This is a genomic window from Sulfitobacter albidus, assembly GCF_018200035.1.
Taxonomy (GTDB): domain Bacteria; phylum Pseudomonadota; class Alphaproteobacteria; order Rhodobacterales; family Rhodobacteraceae; genus Sulfitobacter; species Sulfitobacter albidus.
This window is the reverse complement of sequence record NZ_CP073581.1, coordinates 2,455,520-2,477,855: the sequence shown is the minus strand read 5'-3', so window position 1 is coordinate 2,477,855 and position 22,336 is coordinate 2,455,520. Positions and strand designations below refer to the sequence as shown.

Annotated in this window: 33 protein-coding genes and 2 pseudogenes; 31 read left to right on the top strand and 4 right to left on the bottom strand. The window is 62.0% G+C overall.

Features of this window, described 5'->3' with window-relative positions; all coding sequences use genetic code 11:
- Window positions 1–251: 251 nt before the first annotated feature.
- The 8 genes and pseudogenes from KDD17_RS12115 to KDD17_RS12080 all read left to right on the top strand — a co-directional run bounded on the left by KDD17_RS12115 (window position 252) and on the right by KDD17_RS12080 (window position 4,768).
- Window positions 252–457 (top strand): annotated as a pseudogene (locus tag KDD17_RS12115) (cold-shock protein).
- Window positions 458–659: 202 nt separating this feature from the next.
- Window positions 660–1,364, top strand: coding sequence for a hypothetical protein (locus tag KDD17_RS12110; protein ID WP_212703898.1), 705 nt, complete (start codon window positions 660–662; stop codon window positions 1,362–1,364).
- A gap of 279 nt (window positions 1,365–1,643) precedes the next feature.
- Window positions 1,644–2,486 carry a 50S ribosomal protein L2 gene (rplB, locus tag KDD17_RS12105; RefSeq protein WP_212703897.1) on the top strand — a complete coding sequence of 281 codons (843 nt, stop codon included), beginning with the start codon at window positions 1,644–1,646 and terminating at the stop codon, window positions 2,484–2,486.
- 2 nt (window positions 2,487–2,488) lie between these two features.
- A complete protein-coding gene (gene rpsS, locus KDD17_RS12100) occupies window positions 2,489–2,767 on the top strand; it encodes a 30S ribosomal protein S19 (protein ID WP_108838857.1) in 279 nt (92 codons plus the stop codon).
- A complete protein-coding gene (gene rplV / locus KDD17_RS12095; protein ID WP_212703896.1) occupies window positions 2,764–3,144 on the top strand; it encodes a 50S ribosomal protein L22 in 381 nt (126 codons plus the stop codon). Before rpsS ends, rplV begins: the two co-directional genes overlap by 4 nt.
- Window positions 3,144–3,851, top strand: a complete 708-nt coding sequence (gene rpsC, locus KDD17_RS12090) for a 30S ribosomal protein S3 (protein ID WP_212703895.1) — start codon at window positions 3,144–3,146, stop codon at window positions 3,849–3,851. Before rplV ends, rpsC begins: the two co-directional genes overlap by 1 nt.
- 11 nt (window positions 3,852–3,862) lie before the next feature.
- On the top strand, window positions 3,863–4,276 hold the full coding sequence (rplP, locus tag KDD17_RS12085) for a 50S ribosomal protein L16 (protein ID WP_212703894.1): 414 nt from the start codon (window positions 3,863–3,865) through the stop codon (window positions 4,274–4,276).
- 282 nt (window positions 4,277–4,558) lie between these two features.
- A complete protein-coding gene (locus tag KDD17_RS12080) occupies window positions 4,559–4,768 on the top strand; it encodes a hypothetical protein (RefSeq protein ID WP_212703893.1) in 210 nt (69 codons plus the stop codon).
- Here the strand turns inward: KDD17_RS12080 and KDD17_RS12075 are convergent.
- The gene (locus KDD17_RS12075) at window positions 4,765–5,460 is read right to left on the bottom strand and encodes a DUF2848 domain-containing protein (RefSeq protein ID WP_212703892.1); all 696 of its coding nucleotides are present in this window, start codon (window positions 5,458–5,460) and stop codon (window positions 4,765–4,767) included. The two genes, KDD17_RS12080 and KDD17_RS12075, sit on opposite strands and share 4 nt — an antisense overlap.
- 102 nt (window positions 5,461–5,562) lie before the next feature.
- Here KDD17_RS12075 and KDD17_RS12070 point away from each other — a divergent pair, with 102 nt between their 5' ends.
- Window positions 5,563–6,246 (top strand): vWA domain-containing protein, encoded by a 684-nt coding sequence (locus tag KDD17_RS12070; RefSeq protein ID WP_254796788.1) that lies wholly within the window; start codon window positions 5,563–5,565, stop codon window positions 6,244–6,246.
- Here KDD17_RS12070 and KDD17_RS12065 read toward each other — a convergent pair.
- Window positions 6,243–6,854, bottom strand: coding sequence for a TIGR02466 family protein (locus KDD17_RS12065; protein ID WP_212703891.1), 612 nt, complete (start codon window positions 6,852–6,854; stop codon window positions 6,243–6,245). The two genes, KDD17_RS12070 and KDD17_RS12065, sit on opposite strands and share 4 nt — an antisense overlap.
- Window positions 6,855–7,029: 175 nt before the next feature.
- Between KDD17_RS12065 and rpmC the strand changes: the two genes are divergently transcribed.
- The 15 genes from rpmC (at window position 7,030) to KDD17_RS11990 (ending at window position 15,199) form a co-directional block, all read left to right on the top strand.
- Window positions 7,030–7,239 (top strand): 50S ribosomal protein L29, encoded by a 210-nt coding sequence (gene rpmC / locus KDD17_RS12060; RefSeq protein WP_212703890.1) that lies wholly within the window; start codon window positions 7,030–7,032, stop codon window positions 7,237–7,239.
- A gap of 3 nt (window positions 7,240–7,242) precedes the next feature.
- Window positions 7,243–7,488: a 30S ribosomal protein S17 gene (gene rpsQ / locus KDD17_RS12055; RefSeq protein WP_212703889.1), complete on the top strand. Its 246-nt coding sequence runs from the start codon at window positions 7,243–7,245 to the stop codon at window positions 7,486–7,488.
- Window positions 7,489–7,554: 66 nt separating this feature from the next.
- Window positions 7,555–7,923, top strand: coding sequence for a 50S ribosomal protein L14 (gene rplN / locus KDD17_RS12050; RefSeq protein ID WP_025045929.1), 369 nt, complete (start codon window positions 7,555–7,557; stop codon window positions 7,921–7,923).
- Window positions 7,924–7,925: 2 nt separating this feature from the next.
- The gene (gene rplX, locus KDD17_RS12045) at window positions 7,926–8,231 is read left to right on the top strand and encodes a 50S ribosomal protein L24 (RefSeq protein WP_212703888.1); all 306 of its coding nucleotides are present in this window, start codon (window positions 7,926–7,928) and stop codon (window positions 8,229–8,231) included.
- Window positions 8,231–8,794, top strand: coding sequence for a 50S ribosomal protein L5 (gene rplE, locus KDD17_RS12040; protein ID WP_212703887.1), 564 nt, complete (start codon window positions 8,231–8,233; stop codon window positions 8,792–8,794). Before rplX ends, rplE begins: the two co-directional genes overlap by 1 nt.
- 17 nt (window positions 8,795–8,811) lie before the next feature.
- A complete protein-coding gene (rpsN, locus tag KDD17_RS12035) occupies window positions 8,812–9,117 on the top strand; it encodes a 30S ribosomal protein S14 (protein WP_212703886.1) in 306 nt (101 codons plus the stop codon).
- Window positions 9,118–9,130: 13 nt separating this feature from the next.
- Window positions 9,131–9,523, top strand: a complete 393-nt coding sequence (rpsH, locus tag KDD17_RS12030) for a 30S ribosomal protein S8 (RefSeq protein WP_212703885.1) — start codon at window positions 9,131–9,133, stop codon at window positions 9,521–9,523.
- A gap of 10 nt (window positions 9,524–9,533) precedes the next feature.
- Complete coding sequence (gene rplF, locus KDD17_RS12025) at window positions 9,534–10,067, top strand: 50S ribosomal protein L6 (RefSeq protein WP_212703884.1); 534 nt, start codon at window positions 9,534–9,536, stop codon at window positions 10,065–10,067.
- A complete protein-coding gene (rplR, locus tag KDD17_RS12020) occupies window positions 10,067–10,426 on the top strand; it encodes a 50S ribosomal protein L18 (RefSeq protein WP_212703883.1) in 360 nt (119 codons plus the stop codon). The genes rplF and rplR overlap by 1 nt, the downstream gene beginning before the upstream one ends.
- Before the next feature lie 102 nt (window positions 10,427–10,528).
- Complete coding sequence (gene rpsE, locus KDD17_RS12015) at window positions 10,529–11,107, top strand: 30S ribosomal protein S5 (protein ID WP_212703882.1); 579 nt, start codon at window positions 10,529–10,531, stop codon at window positions 11,105–11,107.
- A 2-nt stretch (window positions 11,108–11,109) separates the two neighbouring features.
- Window positions 11,110–11,298: a 50S ribosomal protein L30 gene (gene rpmD / locus KDD17_RS12010; RefSeq protein WP_212703881.1), complete on the top strand. Its 189-nt coding sequence runs from the start codon at window positions 11,110–11,112 to the stop codon at window positions 11,296–11,298.
- 228 nt (window positions 11,299–11,526) lie between these two features.
- A complete protein-coding gene (locus KDD17_RS12005; protein WP_212703880.1) occupies window positions 11,527–12,519 on the top strand; it encodes an acyltransferase family protein in 993 nt (330 codons plus the stop codon).
- Between the two features lie 129 nt (window positions 12,520–12,648).
- On the top strand, window positions 12,649–13,131 hold the full coding sequence (gene rplO / locus KDD17_RS12000; protein WP_212703879.1) for a 50S ribosomal protein L15: 483 nt from the start codon (window positions 12,649–12,651) through the stop codon (window positions 13,129–13,131).
- Window positions 13,132–13,247: 116 nt separating this feature from the next.
- Window positions 13,248–14,621 carry a preprotein translocase subunit SecY gene (gene secY / locus KDD17_RS11995; RefSeq protein WP_212703878.1) on the top strand — a complete coding sequence of 458 codons (1,374 nt, stop codon included), beginning with the start codon at window positions 13,248–13,250 and terminating at the stop codon, window positions 14,619–14,621.
- A complete protein-coding gene (locus KDD17_RS11990) occupies window positions 14,618–15,199 on the top strand; it encodes an adenylate kinase (protein WP_212703877.1) in 582 nt (193 codons plus the stop codon). The genes secY and KDD17_RS11990 overlap by 4 nt, the downstream gene beginning before the upstream one ends.
- Before the next feature lie 87 nt (window positions 15,200–15,286).
- Here the strand turns inward: KDD17_RS11990 and KDD17_RS11985 are convergent, their stop codons facing one another.
- Complete coding sequence (locus KDD17_RS11985) at window positions 15,287–15,961, bottom strand: DUF2461 domain-containing protein (protein WP_212703876.1); 675 nt, start codon at window positions 15,959–15,961, stop codon at window positions 15,287–15,289.
- A gap of 266 nt (window positions 15,962–16,227) precedes the next feature.
- Between KDD17_RS11985 and rpsM the strand changes: the two are divergent.
- The 4 genes and pseudogenes from rpsM to rplQ all read left to right on the top strand — a co-directional run bounded on the left by rpsM (window position 16,228) and on the right by rplQ (window position 18,772).
- Window positions 16,228–16,595, top strand: a pseudogene (rpsM, locus tag KDD17_RS11980) (30S ribosomal protein S13).
- 12 nt (window positions 16,596–16,607) lie between these two features.
- Window positions 16,608–17,000: a 30S ribosomal protein S11 gene (gene rpsK, locus KDD17_RS11975; RefSeq protein ID WP_212703874.1), complete on the top strand. Its 393-nt coding sequence runs from the start codon at window positions 16,608–16,610 to the stop codon at window positions 16,998–17,000.
- A gap of 113 nt (window positions 17,001–17,113) precedes the next feature.
- Window positions 17,114–18,130 carry a DNA-directed RNA polymerase subunit alpha gene (locus tag KDD17_RS11970; RefSeq protein WP_212703873.1) on the top strand — a complete coding sequence of 339 codons (1,017 nt, stop codon included), beginning with the start codon at window positions 17,114–17,116 and terminating at the stop codon, window positions 18,128–18,130.
- A gap of 222 nt (window positions 18,131–18,352) precedes the next feature.
- Window positions 18,353–18,772, top strand: coding sequence for a 50S ribosomal protein L17 (rplQ, locus tag KDD17_RS11965; protein ID WP_212703872.1), 420 nt, complete (start codon window positions 18,353–18,355; stop codon window positions 18,770–18,772).
- Between the two features lie 71 nt (window positions 18,773–18,843).
- On the opposite strand, the gene KDD17_RS11960 is transcribed toward rplQ, so the two are convergent.
- Window positions 18,844–20,154 (bottom strand): replication-associated recombination protein A, encoded by a 1,311-nt coding sequence (locus tag KDD17_RS11960; RefSeq protein WP_212703871.1) that lies wholly within the window; start codon window positions 20,152–20,154, stop codon window positions 18,844–18,846.
- A gap of 81 nt (window positions 20,155–20,235) precedes the next feature.
- Between KDD17_RS11960 and crcB the strand changes: the two genes are divergently transcribed.
- From crcB to KDD17_RS11945, 3 genes are read left to right on the top strand one after another with little or no spacing between them, the layout of a single operon-like run.
- The gene (gene crcB / locus KDD17_RS11955) at window positions 20,236–20,616 is read left to right on the top strand and encodes a fluoride efflux transporter CrcB (protein WP_212703870.1); all 381 of its coding nucleotides are present in this window, start codon (window positions 20,236–20,238) and stop codon (window positions 20,614–20,616) included.
- Window positions 20,613–21,659 (top strand): RluA family pseudouridine synthase, encoded by a 1,047-nt coding sequence (locus tag KDD17_RS11950; RefSeq protein WP_212703869.1) that lies wholly within the window; start codon window positions 20,613–20,615, stop codon window positions 21,657–21,659. The genes crcB and KDD17_RS11950 overlap by 4 nt, the downstream gene beginning before the upstream one ends.
- Window positions 21,656–22,336, top strand: a complete 681-nt coding sequence (locus KDD17_RS11945; protein ID WP_212703868.1) for an HAD-IA family hydrolase — start codon at window positions 21,656–21,658, stop codon at window positions 22,334–22,336. Before KDD17_RS11950 ends, KDD17_RS11945 begins: the two co-directional genes overlap by 4 nt.

Below are 22,336 nucleotides of genomic sequence, written 5' to 3'. Positions count from 1 at the left end.
CGCGTGTCCCTGACAGCAAAGGCCCCACGCGACCCGCGGGGGCCTTTTGCGTTCCCCCGTCCGGGGATTCCCGCCGATCCGGCCTGCGTCACCGAATCCACTTGCTAAAGTTGTGCCGATGCCTCATTGCAGGGGTGCGACGTTACAAATCCATCGAATTTCTGCTCCCGATACGGCTCAGTTTTGCGATCTTTCACTGACGAGCCACCGCTGCCGCATCCTGCGGGCAGCATCAATCAGGAGTAAAGACTATGGCCACAGGCACAGTCAAATGGTTCAACGCAACTAAAGGCTTCGGCTTTATCGCCCCGATGGCGGCAGCAAAGACGTGTTCGTGCACATCTCCGCCGTCGAGCGCGCGGGCCTCACAGGTCTGGCAGACGATCAGAAGGTGACCTTCGACATCGAAGCCGGCCGCGACGGCCGCGAATCCGCGACGAACCTCGCGCTGGCGTAAGCTGGTCGACTTTTGTCAGGTTTTTGGAAGGCTCCCTTTGAATGCAGGGGGCCTTTCGCTTATTCAGTAGCGTTATGTTGCGGTCAGCATTGCTAGCCAGATTTCAAAATCGCAGCCACCATTTCTTTTTCCTATCGAACGTTTCGAAATCATGCAAAAGTTCTCTCAACGACAATAGATATGAAATCGTAGGATTTGAGATATGCCATTATTTGCGCTCGCAATTCCAGTAATCCACTCATCTGGTGCTTGGATTGCTTATGCAGGTTCTGGCTATCTCGCAGGAACACTTTCTAGCACTTGGATTGGCGCTTTTATCCTTGGCAACTCGGGATTTCTTGCGAGTGTCGGGCTGGTATCCGCGGGCGGAGTGGCGGCCGCCACTGGGGCACTCTCAGCAGTGGGAGCGACAACGGCAGCCGCCGCAGGTGTCGTTCTGACGAAGGTAGGGCTTGGTGGCCTAGCTTCTTGGCTTGGAATTGCTCCAGTGATGACGTTTTTAGGCGTAACACCAGTTGGCTGGGCTATCGGAGGCACAGTGGCCGTAGGCGCAACCATTGCAACTGTATTTACCAAAAGAAATATGCGCCGAATAAATGAGGAGCGCGAAAAAGGCGATCTCCCACCAACGACCATGAGAAAAATTCTCAAGGAAGTAAAAGACTACGAAGAAGCCGCTATGGTGAGCATTCTTGAGAGAATTTCAGTTGAGGATGATTCCGTGTTCGTCGAAGAGAACCGTAAGTTTGCTTCGATCAACGGCGTCAGTTACGAGATCAAACGTCTTAAATATCGAATCCTAAAAGATGGCAGAGAAGTGATAGTTTCGCGTTCTTTGTTTGGAAAATGCACTATAATTTATGTCGTTCACGGCGGCGGAGCGGAACCGAATCTGTCCACGGCATAACATTGTTCTATTTAGGACGGCTTTTGTTCATTCCCCAAAAAACCGAAGAAAGTTCGACTTGCTAATTGCCAAGGCCCCCACACCCTTGACCCCACCCCCATCCCCCTAACAGACCCCATCGGCACCGGCCCCGGATTCGTCCGGGGCTTTGCCTTTGTTTGTATGCACACGCGGTGCATACCCGGTGCACGCCTCGTGTACCTCGATACTCGGGCACCTTCGGGGGCCTATAACCACGCCGCCTTCGGGGGGCGCACAAGCAAACGGAAGACAGACAACATGGCACTCAAGTCGTATAAGCCGACGACGCCGGGCCAGCGTGGGCTGGTACTGATCGACCGTTCGGAGCTTTGGAAAGGCCGTCCGGTCAAATCCCTCACAGAGGGTTTGACCAAGAACGGTGGCCGGAACAATACCGGGCGGATCACGATGCGTCGCAAGGGTGGGGGCGCCAAGCGCCTTTACCGGATCGTCGATTTCAAGCGCAACAAGATGGACGTCCCCGCGGCGATCATGCGCATCGAATATGACCCCAACCGCACAGCCTTTATCGCGCTGGTGAAATACACCGACGGCGAGCAGGCGTATATCCTCGCCCCGCAGCGGATCGCCGTCGGCGACACCGTCGTGGCGTCCCAGAAGGCCGATATCAAACCCGGCAACGCGATGCCTTTCTCGGGCATGCCCATCGGGACAATCGTACACAACATCGAGCTCAAGCCCGGCAAGGGTGGCCAGATCGCACGCGCCGCGGGCACCTACGCCCAGTTCGTCGGCCGTGACGGTGGCTACGCCCAGATCCGTCTGAGCTCGGGCGAGCTGCGTCTGGTGCGTCAGGAATGCATGGCCACCGTCGGTGCCGTGTCCAACCCCGACAACTCGAACCAGAACTTTGGTAAGGCCGGCCGCATGCGCCACAAGGGCATCCGCCCGAGTGTGCGTGGTGTCGTTATGAACCCCATCGACCACCCGCACGGTGGTGGTGAGGGCCGTACCTCCGGGGGTCGTCACCCCGTCACGCCTTGGGGCAAGCCGACCAAAGGCGCCAAGACACGTAACAAGAAAAAAGCGTCCAGCCAGCTGATCATCCGCTCGCGGCACGCCAAGAAGAAGGGGCGTTAAGAATGTCTCGTTCAGTATGGAAAGGTCCTTTTGTCGACAGCTATGTCCTCAAGAAGGCCGAAGCAGCGCGTGAGAGTGGCCGCAACGAAGTGATCAAGATCTGGTCGCGCCGTTCCACCATCCTGCCGCAGTTTGTGGGTCTGACGTTCGGCGTCTACAACGGCCACAAGCATATCCCGGTCAACGTCTCGGAAGAGATGATTGGCCAGAAATTCGGTGAATACTCACCGACGCGGACCTACTACGGTCACGCGGCCGACAAGAAGGCGAAACGCAAATGAGCAAGGATAAGAATCCCCGCCGCGTCGCCGACAATGAGGCACGCGCCAAGCTGCGGATGCTGAAAACCAGCCCGCAAAAACTGAACCTCGTCGCCGCGATGATCCGTGGCAAGAAGGTGGACAAGGCCCTCACGGACCTGACCTTCTCGAAAAAGCGGATCGCTGTGGACGTGAAGAAATGCCTTCAGTCCGCGATTGCGAACGGCGAAAACAACCACAACCTCGACGTGGATGAGCTGATCGTGGCCGAGGCCTATGTCGGCAAGAACATGACGCTCAAGCGGGGCCGCCCCCGTGCGCGTGGCCGTTTTGGCAAGATCATGAAGCCATTCGCCGAAATCACCATCGTCGTGCGCCAGGTTGAGGAGCAAGCATAATGGGTAACAAAGTAAACCCGATCGGCATGCGTCTGCAGGTCAACCGCACCTGGGACAGCCGCTGGTACGCCGATACCAAGGACTACGGCAACCTTCTGCTCGAAGACATCGCGATCCGTGAGTTCATCAAGGAAGAGTGCAAGCAGGCCGGCATCAGCCGTGTGATCATCGAGCGTCCGCACAAGAAGTGCCGCGTCACGATCCACACAGCGCGTCCCGGCGTGATCATCGGCAAGAAAGGCGCGGACATCGAAGGTCTGCGCAAGAAGCTGGCACAATTCACCGACTCAGAGCTGCACCTCAACATCGTTGAAGTGCGCAAGCCCGAGCTCGATGCCGCCCTCGTGGGCGAATCCATCGCGCAGCAGCTTGAGCGTCGCGTGTCCTTCCGCCGCGCGATGAAACGGGCGGTGCAGAATGCCATGCGTATGGGTGCCCAGGGCATCCGTGTGAACCTTGCCGGCCGTCTGGGCGGTGCTGAAATCGCGCGTACCGAATGGTACCGTGAGGGCCGCGTGCCCCTGCACACCCTGCGCGCCGACATCGATTACGCGCACGTCGAAGCGATGACCGCCTATGGCATCATCGGGATCAAGACCTGGATCTTCAAAGGCGAGATCATGGAACACGATCCCGCCGCGCGCGACCGCAAGGCTCAGGAAATGCAAGACGGCCCGGCACCTCGCGGTGCAGGCGGTCGGCGTTAAGGAGTAGATAGATGCTACAGCCAAAACGTACGAAGTTCCGCAAGCAGTTCAAAGGCTCGATCAAGGGCATGGCAAAGGGCGGGTCCGACCTGAACTTTGGCACCTACGGCCTGAAGGCACTGCAGCCGGAGCGTGTGACAGCACGCCAGATCGAAGCCGCACGCCGTGCCATGACGCGCCACATGAAGCGTCAGGGCCGCGTCTGGATCCGCATCTTCCCCGATGTGCCCGTGACCTCCAAACCCGTCGAAGTGCGTATGGGTAAGGGTAAAGGCTCCGTGGACTTCTGGGCGGCCAAGGTGAAGCCCGGCCGTGTGATGTTCGAAATCGACGGCGTCGGCGAAGACGTCGCGCGTGAGGCCCTGCGCCTCGCCGCGATGAAACTGCCGATCAAAACCCGCGTCGTCGTCCGCGAGGATTGGTGACGGACGAAAACGCGTAAGCGTTTTCTGTCCAGCCAGTGGCAGGGTATTCTGAAAGAATACCCGTTCCGGCCCCGCTAGAAATGATGAGCCCCCGCTGTGATGAACGGCGGGGGCTTTCCCATTCATAACTCCCCAAATGCCTTTGGCCCCGCCAAAGGCAGCGCCCGAACCGCCCCCACGGGGCGGGCGCGGTGCTTTCTAGCCACGCGAAACGCCGAAACGCTGGCCAAGCCGCCGTGCAGCCCCTACCGTCCTCCTCAGCATTCCGCGAAAGGAGCTGCGATGAAACACGTCCCCAAGCCCAATACCGACGCAGACCTCATTCAAGCGTTTCTCGACAAGGGCGGCGCTGTGAAAAAGGGCAAAACAAAGCCGATGCCGCAGGATCTGGGGCTGAGCAACAACCAGTGGGGCAACAAGCTGACCCGCGAGGAGAAAGCCGCCGTCAAAGCGCAGGAAGACGCCCGCGCCGCGCAAAAGCCCAAGCGCTAGCCGACGTTGTCGAGAACCTCGATGGTGTAGGCGGCGTCGAGCCGGGCACCGCTGCGCGGATCCTCCAGCGAGAACGCAAACCGCGATCCGGGGCGCACGCCGCCGATGGCGGGCAGGGTGCCGCCCATCATCACGTCGCCGGGGCCGAAGGGCGTGCCGGTCTGCGCCTCCAACGCGGCCATCAGATCTTCCGCCGACAGCATCTTGGCCAGCGTGCCTTGTTGATACAGCACCTCCGCCCCGTCGATCACCGCGTGGCTTTCCACCCGCAGATCGTCCCAGACGGCGCGCAAATCCGCGTAGCGCCACAGCTGGCGGCCAACCGGCTTGTCGCACATCTGCTTTGACACGGTGATGTTGTAGGCTTCCACATCGCGGTCGGTGTGGTCCGATCCGACGCCGACCCAGATCTCGCCCTCGATGTTGAACAGCACGTATTCCACCTCCCCCGACGATCCGGGGCCGGGGGTTTGCAGCGTATCCACCTGCACCAGCCGCGTGACCGAATTGCGGTAGAACACCGGCGTGCTGTCGGGCCGCTTGATCCCCAGCGCCTCCAGCTCGTCCATGTGGTGCTCCATCGCGGCGCGGTCGCGCCCCGTCCAACCCGCCACGATAAAGCGCTGCGGTACAAAGGAAACGGGCGTCACCCGATCGCCCTCCACCAGCTCAAGTTCCAGGTAATGTGCCATCGCGCCCTCCGTTTCGCGCAGGCTAACGGGCGCGCGGCAAATTGACCAGCCAAGCCCATGGTCGCGCTCGACAGGGCAGGGGGCGCGTGGCAGGCTAGCGGGATGCGCCTCACACCCCTTGTCCTCGCGGCCACCCTCGCCACGCCCGGCCTTGCCAGCCAGACCTGCACCGATGACGCGATGATCGTGTTTGACGGATCGGGGTCGATGTCGGAGATGGGGTTCAACGATCTGGATGAGCCGCGGATCTTCGAGGCGCGCGAGGCCCTGCGCACAGCCCTTCCGCAGATCGCGCAGAGCCGCAAGCTGGGGTTGGTGACCTACGGGCCCGGCGGCGACGATCTGTGCACCGGGATCACCCTGCATTTTCCGCCCCGCGCGGATGCGGCGGGCGCGATCATCGCCACCACCGATGCGCTGACGCCCGAGGGCAGCACCGCGCTGACGGCCGCCGTCGCGCTCGCGGCACAGGCGCTCGCGCACGAGACGCGCCCGGCGACCATTGTGCTGGTCACCGACGGGAAGGAAACCTGCGGCGGCACGCCCTGCCAGCTCGCCGCTGAGCTGGAGGCGACAGGCATCGACACCACCGTGCATGTGATCGGCTTCAAGGTGCGGGGCGATTACTTCTCGTGGCAAAGCCAGGGCGCGGCGGAGTACCGCGAGGCAGACGCCCCCGCCCGCTGCCTGGCCGACACGACCGGCGGGAAATACGTGCGCGCCGAAACCCTCGATGAGCTGATCGGCGCGCTGCGCGTCACGCTGGGCTGCACGATCCTGTTCTAGCCCCAGCTATAGTTGAATGAGACCGAGATCCGGTCGTCCTCTGACTGGTTCATCGGCACCTCGTGGCGCAGGAAACTCTCCCACAGCAGCACGTCGCCGACGGCGGGGGCGGCGTAGACAAAGGGGCGCAGCGTCTCGTCCGCGTCCTTGCGGCGGGCGGGGGCGGCCATCATCATCGGCAGGCGCGGATCCTCGAATTTGATCGCACTCGCGCCGTCTGGCATGGCCACATAGGTGGTGCCGGAGATGACGGAATGGGGGTGGATGTGGCCCGAATGGCTGCCGCCCTCGGGCAGGATGTTGATCCAGATGTCCTCCAGCTTCAGCTCCCGCCCGTCCAGATCCAGGGCCAGTTCTTCGGCAAAGGCAGCGACATGGGCATCCAGCGCGCGGATCACATCGGCAAAGATCGGAAACCGCCAGCCCAGATCGGTCAGCGACGCGTAGGAAGTATAGCCCGGATAGCCGTTTTCCTCGCACCATGCCTGCCCGGCCTCGTCATCCTCTGCGATGGCATAGCACGACGCCTCAAGCTCGGATTGGTCAACCGTATCGCCCAACGCGGCGTGGTAGAGACGGGTGACGAAAAGGGATTTCAGCGTTGCCATGACGGGCCTTTCTGCTAGCCGGGATGCCCCCCAGCCATAGGCGCAATCGCCGGTGCGGGAAAGAGGGGTTGCGCCAGTGCGGGATCCCTCCTATACGGCGCACTTCACCCACTCCACCGGGAATCGGGGTCACGCGCAAGCGGCCCCCCGGTGATGTTGAAAAAGGAATATCGGCATGAGTGCCAATGAACTGCGTGACAAGACGCCAGACCAGCTGCGCGATCAGCTCGTCACCCTCAAGAAAGAAGCGTTCAACCTGCGTTTCCAGCAAGCCACCGGCCAGCTGGAAAACCCCGCGCGCCTGCGTGCGGTCAAACGCGACGTTGCCCGCGTCAAAACCATTCTGAACGAAAAAGCGGCCGGCGCCGCCAATGCGGAGGCCTGATCCATGCCCAAGCGTATCCTTCAAGGAACCGTGACATCGGACGCCAACGCCCAGACGGTGACTGTTTCGGTCGAACGCCGCTTCACGCACCCCGTTCTGAAAAAGACCATCCGTAAGTCCAAGAAGTACCGGGCCCACGATGAGAACAACACCTACAAGGTAGGTGACACGGTCCGCATCATCGAATGCGCGCCAAAGTCCAAGACGAAACGTTGGGAAGTCTACGCAGGCGCGAAAGCCGAAGCGTAAACGATCCGTTAATCGAAACCCTGGGGATCAGGCACGCATCGCCCCCCAAAGGTCGGGAGAAACCAAATGATCCAGATGCAGACCAACCTGGATGTTGCTGACAACAGCGGCGCGCGCCGTGTTCAGTGCATCAAGGTCCTGGGTGGTTCCAAGCGTAAATACGCATCCGTCGGCGACATCATTGTCGTCTCGGTCAAGGAAGCCATCCCCCGCGGTCGTGTGAAAAAAGGTGACGTCCGCAAGGCCGTCGTCGTTCGCACCGCCAAGGAAGTTCGCCGCGACGATGGCACCGCCATCCGCTTTGACCGCAACGCAGCCGTTATTCTCAACAATAACAACGAGCCCGTCGGCACCCGTATCTTTGGGCCCGTCGTGCGCGAACTGCGCGGCAAGAACTTCATGAAAATCATCTCGCTCGCTCCGGAGGTGCTGTAATCATGGCTGCCAAGCTGAAGAAAGGTGACACGGTCATCGTGCTTGCCGGTAAGGACAAGGGCAAAGAGGGCACGATTTCCTCGGTTGATCCCAAGTCGAACAAGGCCGTGGTCGATGGCATCAACATCGCCATCCGCGCCACCCGCCAGACCCAGACATCGCAGGGCGGCCGTCTGCCCAAGGCGATGCCGATCGATCTGAGCAATCTCGCGATCAAGGATGCCAACGGCAAGCCTTCGCGCGTTGGTTTCAAGATGGACGGCGACAAGAAAGTGCGCTTTGCCAAGACAACAGGGGACGTGATCTGATGCTCGACGATGCAACCTACATCCCCCGCCTGCGTGCCGATTACAACGACCGCATCCGCGCCGCTCTGAAAGAAGAGTTCGGCTATAAGAACGACATGCAGATCCCGCGTCTGGACAAGATCGTTCTGAACATCGGCTGCGGTGCCGAAGCCGTGCGTGACAGCAAGAAAGCCAAATCCGCTCAGGAAGACCTGACCGCGATTGCGGGCCAGAAGGCGCTGACCACCAAGGCCAAGAAATCCATCGCCGGTTTCCGTGTACGCGAAGACATGCCGCTGGGCGCGAAAGTGACCCTGCGCGGTGCGCGTATGTACGAATTCCTCGACCGTCTGATCACGATCGCAATGCCCCGTATCCGCGACTTCCGCGGCATTCCGGGCAAATCTTTCGACGGCCGTGGCAACTATGCCATGGGCATGAAAGAGCACATCGTGTTCCCCGAAATCGACTTTGATAAAGTCGACGAAACCTGGGGCATGGACATCGTGATCGCCACCACGGCGAAAACCGACGCTGAAGCCAAGGCGCTGTTGAAAGCTTTCAACATGCCCTTCAACAGCTGATCGGGAAGGATAGAGATATGGCTAAGAAATCCATGATCGCACGCGAAAAGAAGCGTGAAGCACTGGTCAAGAAATACGCCGAAAAGCGTGCCGCGTTGAAAGAGATCATCAACGACGAAAGCAAGCCGATGGAAGAGCGTTTCCGCGCCTCCCTGAAGCTGGCAAAGCTGCCCCGCAACTCTTCGGCTGTGCGCCTGCACAACCGGTGCCAGCTGACGGGTCGTCCGCACGCCTACTACCGTAAACTCAAAATCTCGCGCATCGCGCTGCGGGATCTCGGCTCCATGGGCCAGATCCCCGGCCTGGTGAAGTCGAGCTGGTAAGGGAGCGCATCAGATGAACGATCCTATCGCAGATATGCTGACCCGTATGCGCAACAGCCAGTTGCGCGGCAAGTCGACTGTCATCACCCCCGCCTCCAAGCTGCGCGAGCGTGTGCTCGAAGTGCTGGCGGACGAAGGGTATATCCGTGGGTTTGAGAAAACCACCGGTGCCGACGGCCACCCCGCTATCGAGATCAGCCTGAAGTACTACGAAGGCGAGCCCGTCATTCGCGAGCTCAAGCGCGTGTCGAAACCAGGTCGCCGCGTCTACATGGGCGCACAGGATGTCCCACAGGTCCGTCAGGGCCTCGGGGTGTCGATTGTCTCCACCTCAAAAGGTGTGATGTCGGACGCAAGCGCGCGCAGCCACAACGTCGGCGGCGAAGTGCTCTGCACCGTATTCTAAGGAGGGGCTGATGTCTCGTATTGGTAAAAAACCGGTCGATCTGCCCGACGGCGTCACGGCGTCCGTTTCCGGTCAGACGATCGAAGTCAAAGGCCCCAAGGGCACGCGCAGCTTTCACGCCACCGACGACGTGGATCTGAAAGTCGAAGACGGTTCCGTCTCGGTCGTGCCCCGTGGCAAATCCAAGCGCGCGCGCCAGCAGTGGGGCATGTCCCGCACGATGGTCGCCAACCTTGTCACCGGTGTTACCACCGGCTTCAAGAAAGAGCTTGAGATCCAGGGTGTTGGTTACCGTGCCCAGATGCAGGGCAACACGCTGAAACTGAACCTCGGCCTGTCGCACGACGTCGATTACACCGCGCCCGAGGGCGTGACCGTGACGGCGCCCAAGCAGACCGAAATCATTGTGGAAGGCACCGACGAACAGCTCGTTGGTCAGGTTGCCGCGAACATCCGCGCCTGGCGCAAGCCCGAGCCCTACAAGGGCAAGGGCATCCGCTACAAGGGTGAGTTCATCTTCCGCAAAGAAGGGAAGAAGAAGTAATGGCAAACACAAAACGTCAGCTGTTCATCAAACGCCGCCTGCGCGTTCGGAACAAACTGCGCCGCACCAACGCGGGCCGCATGCGCCTGTCGGTGCACCGCTCCAACAAGAACATCAGCGTTCAGCTGATCGACGACGTGAACGGCAAGACCGTCGCGGCCGCCTCGACCCTCGAAAAGGATCTGGGCGTCGTCGGCAAGAACAACATCGAAGCGGCTACGAAAGTGGGCGCCGCGATTGCCGAGCGTGCCAAGAAGGCCGGGGTCGAGACCGCGTATTTCGACCGTGGTGGCTTCCTCTTTCACGGGAAGGTTAAGGCGCTTGCTGATGCCGCCCGCGAAGGTGGTCTGAAAATCTAAACCCGCAGGGGGCCGTTCGCGGCCCCCTCGATGGTCAGGGGGCATCCGCCCACCGGGACCGACATGAACCGGGCGCCAGCCCACCATGAACAGGAGGCCAAGATGGCCAGAGATGACAACCGGGGCGGTCGCCGCAATCAGCGCGACGAAGCTCCAGAATTCGCGGACCGTCTGGTCGCGATCAACCGCGTATCAAAGACCGTCAAGGGTGGTAAGCGCTTTGGTTTCGCCGCCCTCGTGGTGGTCGGTGACCAGAAGGGCCGCGTCGGTTTCGGCAAAGGCAAGGCCAAAGAGGTGCCCGAGGCGATCCGCAAGGCGACCGAGCAGGCCAAACGTCAGATGATCCGCGTGCAGCTGCGCGAAGGCCGCACGCTGCACCACGACATGGCCGGGCGCCACGGTGCCGGCAAGGTCGTGATGCGCACCGCGCCGGAAGGGACCGGGATCATCGCCGGTGGTCCAATGCGTGCCGTGTTCGAAATGCTCGGCGTCAAGGACGTCGTGGCCAAATCGATCGGCTCCCAGAACCCCTACAACATGATCCGCGCGACCCTCGACGGTCTGCGCAAGGAACAGTCGCCCCGCTCCGTCGCCCAGCGTCGCGGCAAGAAGGTGGCCGACATTCTGCCAAAACGCGATGACGCCGCTGAATCGTCCTCGCAAGTGGCTGAGGAGGCATAAGCATGGCCAAGACACTCGTGATCAAGCAGGTGGGCTCGCCCATCCGCCGCCCCGCCAAACAGCGTGCAACGCTGGTCGGTCTGGGCCTCAACAAGATGCACCGCGTGCGCGAGCTGGAAGACACCCCAGCCGTGCGTGGCATGATCAACAAGGTCAGCCACATGGTGGAAATCATCGAAGAAAAAGGCTGACACCCGCCAAGGGTTTCGATTTTTTCGAAAAAATCGGCCGGAATTTTCGAAAATTCCGCGCCTGTCAGACGCCCTGCGCCCAGCCGCGGGGCGTTTTGCGTTTTAGCGGGGAAGCGCGCTGCGGAAATCTCATTGCCGCGTTGCCCAATTTTCAGCTAATTCTGCTGCTAATGCGGACAGATGACCGATCTTTCCACCCCTTTTGTATCCAGTGCAAAGACGCCTTTGATGACCGATGCCAACGCCCGTCTGCACGCGCTCGACAGTGCCAAAGGGATCGGGATCATTCTGGTTGTGTTCGGCCATGCCTGGCGCGGGGCCTTCGGGGCCGGGCTGATCCCCGAGACCGGTCTGTTCGCGGCGGTGGATACGGCGATCTATGCGTTTCACATGCCGCTGTTTTTCTTCCTGTCCGGTCTGCTGTTCCTCGACACGCTGGAAAAATACCGCGCGGACACGCTGCTGAAAAGCCGCGTCAGCCGCCTGCTGTGGCCGATGGCCCTGTGGACGTGGCTGTTTTTCGGGATGAAGCTGGTCGGTGGTGCTGCGGTAAATGCGCCGGTCGACCTTGCGGACGTGCCGCTGATTCCATTGCCGCCCTATGAGCATCTGTGGTTCCTGTGGGCGCTGTTTCTGTGTCAAAGTCTGGTGATCCTCCTTTATGCCGCCTGGCCGCGGGCCCCGTCGCGCGGGGTTGCGGAATACTGCGCCCTTGGCCTCGCCATCGCACTGACAGTCGGGCAGGCATTTATCGGTACGCCCTCGCTGATCTGGGGGCCGATGATCGCGCATCTGCCGTTCTTCCTGTTGGGCATCGGGCTGGGAACCGGCCGCATCAACCGCCCCTCGGCGCTCTTGATGATCCTCGCAGCGGCGGCATTTGGCTTTCAGCTCCTTGCCGTCGTGCAAAGCGGGGTGGACCGGGCCTCGATCCCCACATCGGCGGCGCTTTTGATTTTCTTCTGGATCGTCTGGCTTGGCGTGGATCGGGACGGCGATGCGCGGGTGTTGAAACTCCTGCGGTCTCTCGGTGCTGCGACGATGGTGATCTACCTCACCCATACGATCTTTTCCGCCGCGCTGCGCATCGCGCTGGTCAAGCTGGGGATCGACGCGCTGCCGGTCCTCCTTCTCGCCACGACCGCGATCGGCCTTGCGGCGCCCTTCGCCGTTCTGGGGGCCGCGCGCAAACTTCGCCTCGTAAAGGTACTTGGGTTCTGAGGGCCTCTTGCCTCAGCCCGCGTCACCCCCTATACGCGCGCAGTGAGCGCAAAACGCTCATGAGAATCGTAACGCCGTGTGTGCCCGCTCCCGTCGCTGGGGGGCAGCTCCGGCAAGAGGAGAAGCGACATGAAACTGAATGAACTTTCCGACAACCCAGGTGCCGCCAAGAAACGCACGCGCGTCGCGCGTGGTCCCGGCTCCGGCAAGGGTAAGATGGGTGGCCGTGGTATCAAGGGTCAGAAATCCCGCTCCGGTGTGGCCATCAAAGGCTACGAAGGCGGCCAGATGCCGCTCTACCAGCGTCTGCCCAAGCGTGGCTTCAACAAGCCCAACCGCCGCGAATTCGCCGTTATCAACCTTGGCCTGATCCAAAAATTCATCGACGACGGCAAGATCGACGCAAAAGCCGCCATCGACGAGGATGCGCTGATCGCCTCCGGTCTGGTGCGTCGCAAGCGTGACGGCATCCGCGTTCTCGCGAAGGGCGATGTGACGGCCAAGATGAACATCACCGTCACAGGCGCCTCCAAATCCGCGATCGAAGCGGTCGAGAAAGCCGGCGGCAGCCTCACCGTTGCGGCGCCAAAGGCGGAAGCATCCGCCGAATAAGCCCTTCGGACTTGTGAGCCGGGCGCGACCCGCTTAGATAGTCGAGGTAAGTTTTCCCAAACGCCGCCCCGCCGGAAAACGGTGCGGGCGGCGTTTTAGTCATAAGGACACCTCTCATGGTTTCAGCCGTCGAGAATATGGCCGCCAATTCAAGCTGGTCCGCCTTTGGCAAGGCGACCGACCTGCGCCACCGCATCCTGTTCACGCTGGGCCTGCTGATCGTCTACCGTCTGGGGACATTCATCCCCGTGCCGGGCATCGACGGCGGCGCGCTGCGTGACTTCATGGAGCAAGCGGGCCAGGGCATCGGCGGCATGGTGTCGATGTTCACCGGCGGTGCGCTGGGGCGCATGGGGATCTTTGCGCTGGGAATCATGCCGTATATCTCGGCCTCGATCATCGTGCAGCTTCTGACCTCGATGGTGCCCAGCCTCGAGCAGCTCAAGAAAGAGGGCGAGCAGGGGCGCAAGAAGATCAACCAATACACCCGCTGGGGCACGGTTGCGCTGGCCACGGTGCAGTCCTACGGCCTCGCCGTTTCGCTTGAGGCGGGCGATATCGCCGCCGATCCGGGCATGTTCTTCCGCCTGTCGTGCATGATCACGCTGGTGGGCGGCACGATGTTCCTGATGTGGCTGGGCGAACAGATCACCGCGCGCGGCATCGGCAACGGCATCTCGCTCATCATCTTTGTGGGCATCATCGCCGAGGTTCCCGCCGCCATCGCGCAGTTCTTCGCCTCCGGTCGGTCGGGTGCTATCAGCCCCGCCGTCATCGTCGGCGTGCTGGTTATGGTGGTTGCCACCATCATGTTCGTGGTGTTCATGGAGCGCGCGCTGCGCAAGATCCACATTCAATACCCGCGCCGTCAGGTCGGCATGAAGGTCTACGACGGCGGCTCCTCGCACCTGCCGGTCAAGGTCAACCCATCGGGCGTGATCCCCGCGATCTTTGCCTCCTCGCTGCTGCTGCTGCCGGTGACGATCAGCACCTTCTCGGGCAACTCCACGAACCCGGTGATGAGCTGGCTTCTGGCCAACTTCGGCCCCGGTCAGCCGCTCTATCTGCTGTTCTTCGTCGTGATGATCGTGTTCTTTGCGTATTTCTACACGTTCAACGTGGCGTTCAAACCCGATGACGTGGCCGACAATCTCAAGAACCAGAACGGCTTTGTCCCCGGTATCCGCCCCGGTAAACGCACGGCGGAATACCTGGAATACGTGGTCAACCGCGTGCTGGTGCTGGGGTCTGCCTATCTCGCGGCGGTCTGTATCCTGCCGGAAATCCTGCGCGGCCAGTTCGCCATTCCGTTCTACTTCGGCGGGACATCCGTGCTGATTGTCGTCTCGGTCACGATGGATACGATCCAGCAGGTGCAATCCCATCTGCTTGCCCACCAATACGAAGGTCTGCTTGAGAAATCACAGCTGCGCGGTAAGGGTGGCGGCAAAGGTAAGCCACGCAAGAAACGGAGCCCGGTGCGTCGATGAACATTATTCTTCTTGGACCGCCCGGCGCGGGCAAAGGCACACAGGCACGGCATCTGGTCGAGGGGCGCGGCATGGTCCAGCTCTCAACCGGTGACATGCTGCGCGAAGCGAAAGACAGCGGCACCGAAATGGGCCAGATCGTCGCCGACGTCATGGCCCGCGGCGCGCTTGTCACCGATGAGATCGTGATCGGCCTGATCCGCGAAAAGCTGACCAACAAGTCCGAGCACGGCGGCTTCATCTTCGACGGCTTCCCCCGCACGCTGGCGCAGGCAGACGCGCTCGAAGAGCTGATGACTGAAACGGGGCAGAAGATCGACTACGTCATCGAGTTGCAGGTCAACGACGAAGTGCTTGTCGATCGGATCGTGGGCCGCGCGGAAGAGGCCCGCAAGGCGGGCCAACCGGTGCGCGCCGACGATAATCCCGAAAGCCTTAAGGTGCGGCTGCTGGCCTATTACAAACAGACCTCGCCGCTGATCGGCTATTACTACGCCAAGGGCATGCTGGGCGGTGTGGACGGTCTCGCTGACATCGAGGACGTCAGCGCGCAGATTGCAAAGACACTCGACAGCTGAACGGCGCCCGACGTCTGCACCGGGTATCGGAATTTTTCGAAAATTCCGGTCCGAATTTTTCCAAAAAATTCGGCTCCGACCGAGAGGTCAGTCCCCATACGTGAGGGCCGCGCGGATCCAGGCGTTCAGCGGGCCCATGGCTTCGGCCAGATGCACCAACTCTTCGACGATGTCCCCGCTGATCCAGACGTCCTGCGGCTGCGGTTTGCTCACCGTATAGCCCTTGAGCTTCAGCAGATCGGCGAGCGGGTGATCCTCGTGCTGCTTCATCCCGCGCGGCATCGTCTTGAGGCTGTTGTCGCGCGACAGCGGATAGCCCTTGTCCTGCAGTGCCTCGACCAAATCGCCAAAGGTGCCCGCATCCGCGATCATCCGGTCCCGCACCTTGTTCAGCTCCGCGGTCGCCAGCTGGTAGAACCCGGCCGCCATCATCCCGCCCGCGGGGTCGATCTGCGCATAGACCACGCCGCCCATCTCGGCCTTGGTCCCGTCAGGCGTCAACAGCCCCGACACCGTCGGCTTGTAGGGGGTCTTGTCCTTGGAAAAACGCACGTCGCGGTGCTGGCGAAACATCGTCTTTTCGCCCCCGATCAACGGGTATCGGCTCCCCGCCAGCAGGGCGGTCGTGACTTCCAGCATCCCCGCAAAGGGCACCCGTGCCGCACGCTTGATCTCCGCCTTGTTTGCCTCGTACCAGTCGCGGTTATTATTCTCGGCAAGCGCACCCAGAACCGCAAAGCTCTGCTTGGTAAATCCGGTCATGGCACCCCCTTGCGATCCCCGTTTCCACCCCCGATATATAGGGCGCGGGTCCGCGGGGAAAACCGCGCGCAGAGGGCGGGTTGACGCCCCGCGCAAAACCCCATACTCACCCGAAATCTCGTATGAGAATCGACCGTGCGAGGCGGGGGAACCCGTCCGCAAGAGTACCTGATCAGCGATAGCCCGCAGGCAATCCGTGCCTCGGGCTGTATGTTGTGAAAAAAGGGTCTGGCACTACGGACCCGCAACGCAAAGGAAGAAGCCAGATGGCACGTATTGCCGGGGTCAACATCCCCACCGCCAAACGCGTTCCGATCGCCCTGACCTATGTCACCGGCATCGGCAACACCTCCGCCAAGAATATCTGCGAGGCCGTGGGCATCGACCCCACCCGCCGCGTGAATGAGCTCAGCGACGCCGAAGTCCTGAAAATCCGTGAGCATATCGACGAGAACTATACCGTCGAAGGTGACCTGCGTCGTGACACGCAGATGAACATCAAGCGCCTGATGGATCTGGGCTGCTACCGGGGCCTTCGCCACCGCCGCAACCTGCCCGTTCGCGGTCAGCGCACACACACCAACGCTCGCACCCGCAAAGGCCCGCAAAGGCCATTGCCGGTAAGAAGAAATAAGGAGACGCATCAATGGCACGCGATACACGCCGCTCGACCAAGCGTAAGGTCTCCAAGAACATCGCGGCTGGGGTGGCTCACGTCAATTCCAGCTTCAACAACACCAAGATCCTGATCTCCGATGTGCAGGGCAACGCGATCAGCTGGTCGTCCGCCGGTACAATGGGTTTCAAAGGGTCGCGGAAATCCACGCCCTACGCCGCCCAGATGGCTGCCGAGGACGCGGGCAAGAAAGCACAAGAGCACGGCGTGAAAACGCTTGAAGTCGAAGTGCAGGGCCCCGGTTCGGGCCGTGAAAGCGCCCTGCGCGCGCTGGCCGCCGCCGGTTTCAACATCACCTCGATCCGTGATGTGACGCCCATGGCACACAACGGCTGCCGCCCGCCAAAGCGCCGCCGCGTCTAAGCGATACAACCTTACTGGGGTCCGTGCACACGCGCGGACCCCGCACGCCTTTTGAAACCTCGGGAGTCCCATGTCGATAGGACATGCAGCATGGGACAGGAATGGAGGGACGCATGATCCATAAGAATTGGGCAGAGCTGATCAAGCCCCAGCAACTGGACGTAAAACCCGGCAACGACCCGGCCCGTCAGGCCACCGTCGTCGCCGAACCGCTCGAGCGCGGCTTTGGTCTGACCATGGGCAACGCCCTGCGCCGCGTGCTGATGAGCTCGCTTCAGGGTGCGGCCATCACATCGGTGCAGATCGACAACGTGCTGCACGAATTCTCTTCCGTGGCCGGCGTGCGCGAGGATGTGACCGACATCATCCTCAACCTCAAAGGCGTCAGCATCCGCATGGAAGTCGAAGGGCCCAAGCGCCTGTCGATTTCGGCCAAAGGTCCGGGCGTTGTCACCGCTGGCGACATCTCCGAATCCGCGGGCATCGAGATCCTGAACCGCGACCACGTGATCTGCCACCTCGACGATGGGGCGGACATCTACATGGAGCTGATGGTCAACACCGGCAAAGGGTACGTCTCGGCCGACAAGAACAAGCCAGAAGACGCGCCCATCGGCCTCATCCCGATCGACGCGATCTACTCGCCGGTCAAGAAAGTCAGCTACGACGTACAGCCGACCCGCGAGGGGCAGGTGCTGGACTATGACAAACTGACGATGAAGATCGAAACAGATGGCTCGATCACGCCGGATGACGCCGTGGCTTTCGCCGCACGCATCCTGCAGGACCAGCTGAGCATCTTTGTGAACTTCGACGAGCCCGAATCCGCGTCCCGTCAGGACGACGACGACGGTCTGGAGTTCAATCCGCTGCTGCTCAAGAAAGTCGACGAGCTGGAGCTGTCGGTACGTTCCGCCAACTGCCTCAAGAACGACAACATCGTCTACATCGGGGATCTGATCCAGAAAACCGAAGCGGAGATGCTGCGCACGCCGAACTTCGGCCGCAAATCCTTGAACGAGATCAAGGAAGTGCTGTCGGGCATGGGTCTGCACCTTGGCATGGATGTCGAGGATTGGCCGCCGGACAACATCGAAGATCTGGCCAAGAAGTTCGAAGACAACTTCTAAGCCATGCGCATCGCCCGGTGTACGGGCGGTGCACACCCTGTGCACAAGATGTGACACAGGGAAATCGGGTCAACCGACCCTTTCTTCGCCCGCCCTAGGGCGGACAACTACCGGGTTACGCGAATCCCTGCGGGAGACGCTGACCCCAAGGAGAGCTGCCGCTACGCACGTCAGCCAGACAAAGTAAAACAGCCCGTAGAGGGCACATCTAGGAGAACAGAAATGCGTCACGCACGTGGATACCGCCGCCTCAACCGCACACATGAGCACCGCAAGGCGCTCTTTGCGAACATGGCCGGCTCGCTCATCGAACATGAGCAGATCAAGACAACCCTGCCCAAGGCAAAAGAACTGCGCCCGATCATCGAAAAGATGATCACGCTGGCAAAACGCGGCGACATTCACGCTCGTCGTCAGGCCCGCGCGCGCCTGAAGGAAGACCAGTACGTCGCCAAACTTTTCGACATCCTCGGGCCCCGCTACAAGGACCGTCAGGGTGGCTACGTGCGCGTGCTCAAGGCGGGCTTCCGCTACGGTGACATGGCGCCCATGGCGATCATCGAATTCGTCGACCGCGACCGCGATGCGAAGGGTGCAGGCGACAAGGCGCGTCTGGCCGCAGAAGAGGCCGCAGAAGAGTAAACCTCTCTCAGCGTTCAAGAATTTCGAAAGGCCTCACCAAGCGGTGGGGCCTTTTTCACGTGCGGCGCGGCTCAGCTTTGGCGTTTTGCCCGCAGCTTGGCAAAGTAGTCCACCCGCTTGCGCATATCCCGCTCGAACCCGCGTTCGGGCGGGTCATAGAACGCCTCGCGTTCCATATCGTCGGGGAAATAATGCTGCCCCGAAAACCCGTCCTCGGCATCGTGATCGTAGGCATAACCGTCGCCGTATCCCTCGTCTTTCATCAGCGCCGTGGGCGCGTTGAGGATATGTTTGGGCGGCGGGGCGGAGCCTGTTTTCTTGGCCAGCCGCATCGCCGCCTTATAGGCGACGTAGCCCGCATTGGATTTCGGCGCGAGGGCGAGATAGATCACCGCCTGACCCAGTGCCAGCTCGCCCTCGGGCGAGCCGAGCCGTTCGTAGGTGGCCCAGGCATCCAGACATTGCCGCATCGCGCCGGGATCGGCGAGGCCGATATCCTCGACCGCCATCCGGGTTATGCGGCGGGCCAGAAACCGCGGATCCTCCCCCGCGCTCAGCATCCGGGCAAGCCAGTACATCGCCGCATCCGGGTCCGACCCGCGCACGGATTTATGCAGCGCTGATATGAGGTTATAGTGCCCATCGCCGGATTTATCGTAGGTCGCCGCGCGCCGTTGCAGACGCGCGCCAAGGGTCGCGGCATCCATCGGTTCCGCGATCTTCATCGCCGCTATCTGCTCAATCAGATTGAGCAGCGCGCGCCCGTCGCCATCCGCCATCTCGATCAGCGCCGCCCGCGCGTCGTCCTTGAGCGGCAGCGCGCGCGCCAGCATGGCCTCGGCCCGCGCGATCAGCTCGGCCAGCGCGCGCGCGTCCAGCCGCCGCAGCACCAGCACCTGCGCGCGCGACAGCAGGGCAGAATTCAGCTCGAACGAGGGGTTTTCGGTGGTGGCGCCGACCAGCACGATGGTGCCGTCCTCCATATGCGGCAGGAAACCGTCCTGCTGCGCCTTGTTGAAACGGTGGATTTCATCGACGAAAAGCAATGTGCCCTGACCGTTCCGCGCGCGGGTCTTGGCGGCGTCGAATACCTTGCGCAACTCGGCCACGCCCGAGAAAATCGCGCTGATCTGCACGAAAGTCCGGTCTGACGCATCCGCCAGCAGCCGCGCGATCGTCGTCTTGCCCACTCCCGGCGGCCCCCAGAAGATCAAAGAGGGCAGGGCGCCCGCATCCAGCATCAGGCCCAGCGGCGCGTCAGCGCCCAGCACGTGTTCCTGCCCAATCACCTCGTCCAGCGCGGCGGGGCGCAGGCGGTCGGCAAGGGGGCGGTCGCGGGCCGCGGGCTCGGGGGAGGGCGTATCGCCAAAAAGGTCGCTCATCCCTTTGCTTTACCGCAGTTACGCGGCGTTGAAAATGCGCGCTCGCTTGACATTTTGCGCCCCAGCCGTGATGGGAGGCGCATGTTTTCCACGGCTGCCCTTGTCGCGTTGGGCGGTGCCATCGGCGCCGCGGCCCGCTTTTTCCTGGGCGTGGGCGTGCTGCGCCTGACAGGCGCCGGTGGCTTTCCGCTGGGGGTGCTGACGGTCAATGTGATCGGCTCGTTTCTGATGGGGGTCTTTGTGGTCGCCGCCGCGCATCGCGGGCTGACGCATCTGAGCCCCTTTGTGATGACGGGGCTTTTGGGCGGGTTCACGACATTCTCGGCCTTCTCGCTCGAGACGGTGACACTTTTCGAGCGGGGCCAGATCGGGGCGGCGGCGGCCTATGTGGCGCTTAGCGTGGGGCTGAGCATTTTTGGATTGGTGGCGGGCCTGTGGCTCGCCAGAGGAGTATTTGCATGAGCCGGGTTCAGACCATCACGGTGGCGGCGGGCGACGGGGATCAGCGGCTGGATCGCTGGTTCAAACGCCAGTTCCCGCATATCCCGCAGGGCCGCATCGACAAGATGTGCCGCAAGGGTGAGATCCGCGTCGACGGGGGCCGCGTCAAGGGCGCCACCCGTGTCGAAGAGGGGCAGGAGATCCGCATCCCGCCGCTCCCCGACAGTGCCGCGCCCAAGCCCACCAGCAAGGGCATCAGCGAGGCGGATGCCAAGATGATCCGGGGCTGCGTGATCTACCGCGACGACGACGTGATCGCGCTCAACAAACCGCCCGGCCTGGCGGTGCAGGGTGGCTCCGGTATGGGTGAGCGGCATGTGGATGCGCTGAGCGAGGCGCTGATGTTCGATTATGACGAGCGCCCGCGTCTGGTGCACCGCATCGACAAGGATACCTCGGGCGTGTTGCTGCTGGCGCGCACCCGCGCGGCGGCCAAGACGCTGACCGCGAATTTCCGGCACCGCGAGACGCGCAAGATCTACTGGGCCGCGGTCGCGGGCGTGCCGCATCCGCGCGATGGCACGATCAAATTCGGGCTGGTCAAGGCCGGCGGTCACGGTGCGCGCGGGGAGGGCGAAAAGATGGTCGCCGTGCACCCCCGCGACATCGACGACACACCGGGCGCCAAGCGGGCGACGACCGACTACGCGACGCTGGAGGTCGCGGGCAGCCGCACTGCGTGGATGGCGCTGATCCCGGTGACGGGGCGCACCCACCAGCTGCGCGCGCATATGGCCGAGATCGGGCATCCCATTGTCGGGGATGGGAAATACGGCGGCTCAAGCCAGGAAAACCTTGGCGACGGTTGGGGCGCGCAATTGGGGGGCGAGATCAGCAAAAAGCTGCACCTGCACGCCCGCTCGCTCAAGATCGAGCATCCGGTGACACGCGCGATCCTGAACCTCACCGCGCCCTTGCCCGATCACATGGCCCGCACGTGGGACACCTTCCAATGGCAGCCCTCCGACGTGCCCGCCGATCCGTTCGAGGAAGAATGGGGATGAGCGACGCGCCCCTGCGGTTGGTGATCTTTGATGTCGACGGCACGCTGGTCGACAGTCAGGCCGACATCATCGGCGCGATGACGCTTGCCTTTGCGGCCGAGGATCTGGCGATGCCGGACCGCGCGACCGTACTGGCGCAGGTGGGGCTGTCGCTGCACGTGATGATGCCCCGGCTGGTGCCACAGGCAGATGCGGCGACGCACGGGCGGCTCGTCGAGGGGTACAAGGCCGCCTATATGCAGCTGCGCGCCACGCGCGGGGCGGCGGAGTCCTCCCCGATGTATCCCGGTGCGCTTCAGACCTTGCAGCGGCTGCACGCACAGCCCGAGGTGCTGCTGGGCGTGGCGACGGGCAAATCCCGCCGGGGCCTCGATAAACTGATCGAGGGGCACGCGCTGGAGGGGCTGTTCGTGACCCAGCAGGTGGCCGATACGCACCCCTCCAAACCGCACCCCGCCATGCTGGAGGCCGCGCTGAGCGAGACCGGCGTGGAGGCGGTCCATGCCGTCATGGTCGGTGACACAAGCTATGACATGGAAATGGCGGCAAGCGCGGGGATCACCGGGATCGCGGTAAGCTGGGGCTACCATGACCGCACGCAGCTGGGCGCCGCCACCCATCTGATCGAGGATTTTGCGGCCCTGCCGCCGCTGCTGGAAGATATCTGGAAGGAATGA

Bases quoted from the DNA above. Each gene is read 5' to 3' on its own strand.
- KDD17_RS12110 (WP_212703898.1), top strand. From the start codon at position 660: ATGCCATTATTTGCGCTCGCAATTCCAGTAATCCACTCATCTGGTGCT.
- rplB (WP_212703897.1), top strand. From the start codon at position 1,644: ATGGCACTCAAGTCGTATAAGCCGACGACGCCGGGCCAGCGTGGGCTG.
- rpsS (WP_108838857.1), top strand. From the start codon at position 2,489: ATGTCTCGTTCAGTATGGAAAGGTCCTTTTGTCGACAGCTATGTCCTC.
- rplV (WP_212703896.1), top strand. From the start codon at position 2,764: ATGAGCAAGGATAAGAATCCCCGCCGCGTCGCCGACAATGAGGCACGC.
- rpsC (WP_212703895.1), top strand. From the start codon at position 3,144: ATGGGTAACAAAGTAAACCCGATCGGCATGCGTCTGCAGGTCAACCGC.
- rplP (WP_212703894.1), top strand. From the start codon at position 3,863: ATGCTACAGCCAAAACGTACGAAGTTCCGCAAGCAGTTCAAAGGCTCG.
- KDD17_RS12080 (WP_212703893.1), top strand. From the start codon at position 4,559: ATGAAACACGTCCCCAAGCCCAATACCGACGCAGACCTCATTCAAGCG.
- KDD17_RS12075 (WP_212703892.1), bottom strand. From the start codon at position 5,460: ATGGCACATTACCTGGAACTTGAGCTGGTGGAGGGCGATCGGGTGACG.
- KDD17_RS12070 (WP_254796788.1), top strand. From the start codon at position 5,563: ATGCGCCTCACACCCCTTGTCCTCGCGGCCACCCTCGCCACGCCCGGC.
- KDD17_RS12065 (WP_212703891.1), bottom strand. From the start codon at position 6,854: ATGGCAACGCTGAAATCCCTTTTCGTCACCCGTCTCTACCACGCCGCG.
- rpmC (WP_212703890.1), top strand. From the start codon at position 7,030: ATGAGTGCCAATGAACTGCGTGACAAGACGCCAGACCAGCTGCGCGAT.
- rpsQ (WP_212703889.1), top strand. From the start codon at position 7,243: ATGCCCAAGCGTATCCTTCAAGGAACCGTGACATCGGACGCCAACGCC.
- rplN (WP_025045929.1), top strand. From the start codon at position 7,555: ATGATCCAGATGCAGACCAACCTGGATGTTGCTGACAACAGCGGCGCG.
- rplX (WP_212703888.1), top strand. From the start codon at position 7,926: ATGGCTGCCAAGCTGAAGAAAGGTGACACGGTCATCGTGCTTGCCGGT.
- rplE (WP_212703887.1), top strand. From the start codon at position 8,231: ATGCTCGACGATGCAACCTACATCCCCCGCCTGCGTGCCGATTACAAC.
- rpsN (WP_212703886.1), top strand. From the start codon at position 8,812: ATGGCTAAGAAATCCATGATCGCACGCGAAAAGAAGCGTGAAGCACTG.
- rpsH (WP_212703885.1), top strand. From the start codon at position 9,131: ATGAACGATCCTATCGCAGATATGCTGACCCGTATGCGCAACAGCCAG.
- rplF (WP_212703884.1), top strand. From the start codon at position 9,534: ATGTCTCGTATTGGTAAAAAACCGGTCGATCTGCCCGACGGCGTCACG.
- rplR (WP_212703883.1), top strand. From the start codon at position 10,067: ATGGCAAACACAAAACGTCAGCTGTTCATCAAACGCCGCCTGCGCGTT.
- rpsE (WP_212703882.1), top strand. From the start codon at position 10,529: ATGGCCAGAGATGACAACCGGGGCGGTCGCCGCAATCAGCGCGACGAA.
- rpmD (WP_212703881.1), top strand. From the start codon at position 11,110: ATGGCCAAGACACTCGTGATCAAGCAGGTGGGCTCGCCCATCCGCCGC.
- KDD17_RS12005 (WP_212703880.1), top strand. From the start codon at position 11,527: ATGACCGATGCCAACGCCCGTCTGCACGCGCTCGACAGTGCCAAAGGG.
- rplO (WP_212703879.1), top strand. From the start codon at position 12,649: ATGAAACTGAATGAACTTTCCGACAACCCAGGTGCCGCCAAGAAACGC.
- secY (WP_212703878.1), top strand. From the start codon at position 13,248: ATGGTTTCAGCCGTCGAGAATATGGCCGCCAATTCAAGCTGGTCCGCC.
- KDD17_RS11990 (WP_212703877.1), top strand. From the start codon at position 14,618: ATGAACATTATTCTTCTTGGACCGCCCGGCGCGGGCAAAGGCACACAG.
- KDD17_RS11985 (WP_212703876.1), bottom strand. From the start codon at position 15,961: ATGACCGGATTTACCAAGCAGAGCTTTGCGGTTCTGGGTGCGCTTGCC.
- rpsK (WP_212703874.1), top strand. From the start codon at position 16,608: ATGGCACGCGATACACGCCGCTCGACCAAGCGTAAGGTCTCCAAGAAC.
- KDD17_RS11970 (WP_212703873.1), top strand. From the start codon at position 17,114: ATGATCCATAAGAATTGGGCAGAGCTGATCAAGCCCCAGCAACTGGAC.
- rplQ (WP_212703872.1), top strand. From the start codon at position 18,353: ATGCGTCACGCACGTGGATACCGCCGCCTCAACCGCACACATGAGCAC.
- KDD17_RS11960 (WP_212703871.1), bottom strand. From the start codon at position 20,154: ATGAGCGACCTTTTTGGCGATACGCCCTCCCCCGAGCCCGCGGCCCGC.
- crcB (WP_212703870.1), top strand. From the start codon at position 20,236: ATGTTTTCCACGGCTGCCCTTGTCGCGTTGGGCGGTGCCATCGGCGCC.
- KDD17_RS11950 (WP_212703869.1), top strand. From the start codon at position 20,613: ATGAGCCGGGTTCAGACCATCACGGTGGCGGCGGGCGACGGGGATCAG.
- KDD17_RS11945 (WP_212703868.1), top strand. From the start codon at position 21,656: ATGAGCGACGCGCCCCTGCGGTTGGTGATCTTTGATGTCGACGGCACG.